The sequence below is a fragment of the Frankia sp. CcWB2 genome (genome assembly GCF_977927585.1).
This window is the reverse complement of the sequence record NZ_CDWRCM010000069.1, coordinates 13,042-18,158: the sequence shown is the minus strand read 5'-3', so window position 1 is coordinate 18,158 and position 5,117 is coordinate 13,042. Positions and strand designations below refer to the sequence as shown.

2 protein-coding genes and 2 pseudogenes are annotated in these 5,117 nt (G+C 66.3%); 2 read left to right on the top strand and 2 right to left on the bottom strand.

The features are described 5' to 3' along the window. Both ACY45C_RS09700 and ACY45C_RS09695 read right to left on the bottom strand, forming a co-directional pair. Positions 1-263 (bottom strand): annotated as a pseudogene (locus ACY45C_RS09700) (ABC transporter ATP-binding protein); the annotation flags it as partial. Next, positions 190-1,239 carry an ABC transporter transmembrane domain-containing protein gene (locus tag ACY45C_RS09695; protein WP_462187292.1) on the bottom strand — a complete coding sequence of 350 codons (1,050 nt, stop codon included), beginning with the start codon at positions 1,237-1,239 and terminating at the stop codon, positions 190-192. The pseudogene ACY45C_RS09700 and the gene ACY45C_RS09695, both read right to left, overlap by 74 nt. Before the next feature lie 176 nt (positions 1,240-1,415). Between ACY45C_RS09695 and ACY45C_RS09690 the strand changes: the two genes are divergently transcribed. Together ACY45C_RS09690 and ACY45C_RS09685 are read left to right on the top strand one after the other, a co-directional pair. Further along, the gene (locus ACY45C_RS09690; RefSeq protein WP_462187291.1) at positions 1,416-2,789 is read left to right on the top strand and encodes a lipase; all 1,374 of its coding nucleotides are present in this window, start codon (positions 1,416-1,418) and stop codon (positions 2,787-2,789) included. Between the two features lie 342 nt (positions 2,790-3,131). Further along, positions 3,132-4,291: pseudogene (locus ACY45C_RS09685) on the top strand (alkaline phosphatase PhoX). Positions 4,292-5,117: the final 826 nt, after the last annotated feature.

Here is a 5,117-nt window from a genome sequence, read left to right as displayed (position 1 = left end):
TTATCCGGACCAGCCGAATTATCCGGACTGGCCGACAGGATGTCCCGACCAGCGAAGAGATAGTGGTAGGCTTCCTCGATTCGGGCGAGCCGGAGATTAAGCTGCGCGATCTCCCACACCGTCCCCCAGATAAAGTCGGAGAAGAGGACCAGCGCGGAGAGAAAGGTCGTGAACTGGGCCAGGCTCATCTCACCGCGGAGGAACAGATGCAGGTTGAGGACGATCGACACCGGCCAGACGAGATACCGGACCACGAGGCTCATCGAGGTTCCAGAACACAATGCTCCAGAAGGACGAGCGATACGCGGCGGCGATGACCCGGCGACGACGCCGGCGGACCCGCTCGTACTCGGCCTCCTCCTGGAGGAACGACTTCACACTCACGAAGTTCGAGATGACGTCGATCACGTAACCGTCCATCTCCGAGACCTCGTCCGCGAGCCGCTTCTCCGCGCGGGCCGAACGACTGACGGTGTGCCTGCCGACAAGAAGCATAATCGCGACGGAACCCAGGAAGGTCAGGCCCGAGTAGAGGTTCACCGAGAACATGATCATTATGATCGCCGGAACCTTGACCAACTGTTCGACGTACGTGAAGCACGCCGTCTCGAGGATCTCTCGGAACTCGCGGCCGAGCGTGCTCACATAGCTGCTGATCTTTCCGGTGAACTTGCCGACGAAGTATGGGTACCGCTCGTTTATGACATTTCCAAAGAGAATGTTCTCGTATTCGTAGCCCCGGTGGTTGAGCAGCCGGAGATACAGCACCTCGGCACCACGCCAGGTCAGGTCATGGCCGATGTTGCATGCGAGAAGGACGCCGGCGTACAGGTACGCGTCGTGGGTCTGTACCGGGGCAGCGGCGAGAGCCTGCACGAAAAGGCCGATGAAGACCGGTATCACGGCGAGCAGGCTGTTGGACAGGACGAAGACACCGACGACCAGGAGAGCCGGCCCCTTGAAGGTCGCGACGAAACGCAGATAGGAACGCAGGGCGGCCTGCCGCTCCACCCGGCGGGAAACGAGGTTGTCCACGGCGGTGCCGACACCGTCCGGGCCGGTGCCGTCCGGGCCGGTGCCGTTTTGACCGGTGCCCCGGGAACCGATGCCAGGCGACCGCACCTCCTGATGCGGAACCCCGCCGGCCGCGCTGTCCACGCCGAGATGATGACAGGCGACTGGCCGGGCCCGCACCTTGTTTTTGACCAGGGGCACGGCCGCGTCCGCACCGAAGCTCACGCGGGCCTGGCCGTCCTGTGCGCTGGCCCGATGTACTGTGCTCTGGCCAGAGATGCGTCGGACGCGGAGAACGTCCGATCCAGTGGTGCGCCGTTACCGAGGTGTAACCGACCGGAGAAATGCTGACGGTGGCCCGGTGCGTGGCCGTCGGATATCCCGAGGGAAAGGGACGTCGAGTGGCTCGCCGCCGTTGCTTCCACCTGCTGAGCGCGCTTGCCATCGCCGGACTGGCGGTCGCCTGTTCCGGCAGTGGCGGCACGGAGCCCGGCGCAGGACGCTCCCCGGCGCTCGCGCGGGAGCTGGCGGACGCCGCGGACGCCGCCCCGGATGCCTCTCGCCTCCCGATCCTGTTCGTGCACGGCAGCCTCGGGTCGGGCAGCCTCTTCGAGACACCGGCGCAACGATTCACCGCAAACGGCTATCCCGTCGACCACGTCGAGGCCTTCGACTACGACGCGTCGTCCTCGGCCAACCCCGTCAAGGAGGTCCTCCCGAACCTCGATGCGAAGATCGCCAGTGTCCTCAAGGCGACCGGGGCGAAGAAGCTCGATCTGGTGGCACATCTCGAGGGCGCCGCGTTGAGCGAGCGGTACCTGACCAGCTCGTCCGACCGGGCGAACCGGGTCGCGCACTACGTCACTGTCGGAGGCTCGCTCGCGGGCAGACCCCCGGCCGGGGTGCCCACCCTGGCGGTCTGGGGCGAGAACGATCCGACCCGGCGCGTCGAGGGGGCCGCCAACGTGCGGTTCGTCGACCAGGACCGCGCCCAACTCCTGACCTCGGCGGCCACCTTCAGGGAGATGTACCGGTTCCTCACCGGAACCACTCCGCACACGACCGGCGTGGTGCCGAAGCAGGGCCCGATCGAGATCTCCGGCCGAGCCCTGCTCTATCCGATGAATGTCGGTGTGCGGGACGCCAGACTGGAGGTTCACCGGGTCGACCCACGGACGGGCCGGCGGGGGGCGAACAGCCTCAAAGGTTATTTCCACCTCTCCGGCGACGGATCCTGGGGTCCGTTCCGGGGTGACGGCGCCTCCACCTACGAGTTCGTAATCGTACGCGGCGGGGAACCCGACCACCACTTCTACTACCAGCCGTTCCGCCGCGACGATCACCTCGTACGCCTGCTGACAAGCCAGCCGGGCAAGGAGATCGGCGGCGGGATGGAGACCGGTCCCGGGCACACCGGCCTGGTCGTCGAACGCTCGCTCGAATGGTGGGGGGACCAGGGGGACGCCGACGACGTCCTCAGCATCGATGGGAAGAACGTGCTGAATGCCGCCGACGCACCCCGGTTCAAAATGGCCCTGGGCGTCTACCTGTTCGACCGGAATTCCGATGGCGTCACCCACCTCATGATGCCGATTCCGGCGTATTTCGGGATCGGCTTCATTACCGGCGTAGATGTGTTCATCCCGGCGGGTGAGCGTTCGGTCGAAGTCGCGATGACGCCGCGGGGAAAAACGGCCCACCGGGGCGTTCTCCAGGTGCCCGCCTGGCCGTCGGACCGGCATCGCGTCACCCTGCACTTCACCGGCGAGGGCTGAACGGATCGCCAGGCCTCGCTGGGACTCTAGCCGCACGCCCGCCTGGTCGTCGACCCGTTCCACGTGAGTAACCAGCGCCCTCTCCGACGCGACCGCACAAGGCCAGCCCCCACCGCAACATCCGAATTACATCGAACATTGGGTAAGATTTCAGCTCGAATAATTACCGGGTCGATCTTGACTCTACGTTGATATTGTTGTCCAGCCGGTTTCACAATGTTCACGCCACGATTCTGTCGTATTTTCTCACCGTACGTTAGATTGCCGGCGGCACGGAATACTGCGGCTCGGGCGGAGACGCTCAGGCGAGCGCGGCATCCTCACGTGGAGATGGGAGCAGGAATGGATCGTCGAACTCTCCTTCGGACCGGTCTTGTTAGCGTCGGCGCGGCGGCCTTCAGTGGCTCGCTGTGGCGCGCAGCGGCCGTGGCCTACCCGGCGCGGTACCGGGTAACAGCCCCTACGGGCCGCTGCAGTCAGCCGACGCCAACGGAATCATGTTGCCGTCAGGCTTCACCAGCCGGGTGATCGCCCGATCCACCCAGACCGTGTCGGGCACCAGCTACACCTGGCACAGGGCCCCGGACGGCGGCGCCTGCTTCGCCAACGGCACGGGCTGGATCTATGTGTCCAACGCCGAGGTAGGCAGCGGCGGCGGCGGCGTGAGTGCCGTGAAGTTCAACAGCAACGCCAACATCATTGGCGCCTACAGCATCCTGTCCGGCACCAACCGCAACTGCGCGGGCGGGACCACCCCGTGGAACACCTGGCTGTCGTGTGAGGAGACCAGCACCGGCTACGTGTACGAGACCGACCCGTGGGGGGGTCAACGCGGCTGTCCGGCGGGCCGCGATGGGCCGATTCAACCATGAGGCTGCTGCCGCCGACCCGGACCGGAAGGTGATCTACCTGACCGAGGACGCGTCCGACGGGTGTTTCTACCGGTTTGTGCCCACCACCTGGGGCAACCTGTCCTCCGGCACCCTGCAGGTACTCAAGGAGGTCTCCGGCGTGCTGTCTTGGGCAAACGTGCCCGACCCCGACGGCAGCCCCACACCCACCCGCGACCAGGTCTCGGGCGCCAAGCTGTTCAACGGCGGCGAGGGCGCCTGGTACTCGGCCGGCAAGTGCTACTTCACCACCAAGGGCGACAACCGGGTGTGGGCCTACGACGCGGCGGCCAACACCCTGGCGATCGTCTACGACGACAACGTCTCCGGCGCCCCGCTGACCGGTGTCGACAACATCACCGTCGCCGCCGTCGGTGACCTCTACGTCGCCGAGGACGGCGGCAACATGGAGATCTGCATCATCACCCCCGGCGACATCGTTGCCCCCTTCCTGCGCATCACTGGCCAGAGCTCCTCGGAGATCACCGGACCGGCGTTCAACCCGGCTGGTAACCGGCTGTACTTCACTTCTCCTCCCAGCGCAGCACCTCGGGTTCCAGCAGCGGCGGCATCACCTACGAGGTGACTGGTCCGTTCCGCACCTCGCTGTGATCGAAATCCTGTAACGGAGGAGCGGCGCGGGCATGCGCCCGACTGCGCGGAAGGCCTCCCCCTCGGGTCGGAACCGGCCGCCACCGTGACCGCCCAGCGGTCGAATCCCCGGGGTGTGGTCGCGACGGTCGGCTCAAGCGCGGCCGGGCCCGTCGGTTCGGCGGGCTCCCCGGACTCGGGCAAAGGCCGAGGGTGGCCCTGCTTGGGCAGGGCAGGGCCACCTGTCCAAGGACCCCTCCCGGAGGTCTCGGGCGTCACGCCCGGCTGCGGCTCGCCGTCACGCCGGCCCCGCCCGGCGGAGGTCGCGGCTCGACGCGGGGCGGGACCGGCCTGCCGCCAAGACTGACGCGGGCGACCGGGATCCGGAAACGTCAGTCAGGCATGCCTTTCTCGTATGGGCCGCGCGGATGTCGTCGTCTGCGCCACAGGCAACCGGGCGCTGGAGGGGAAGACTTCACCTATCTACGGCCCGGCTCCTAGGTGGCGTCCGTGACATCACCCCGGCCAGCGGCGACAGCACGCCACCAGCAGCCGTCGCTGTCCGCAAGGAGTCAGACACGACATCCGCCATACACCGCGAAGACCCGGGAAGACCCGGGAAACCGCCGAGCCCGTGCTGTCGGATATCCGACAGTCGAGCATTCAGCCGAACATCTGTGCCCGTTTGGCATGGCGTCGTTATCCTGATGTGTCGACTGACGGAGGACTGATCGCCCGATTTCACTCCGGCCTTCACCGACCGTACCGACATGGAAGGCCGTTTCGATGTCGTACGAATCTGGACCTTACCGGGTATCGCCCAAGCTGCTGGCCCGGGAGGACTTCC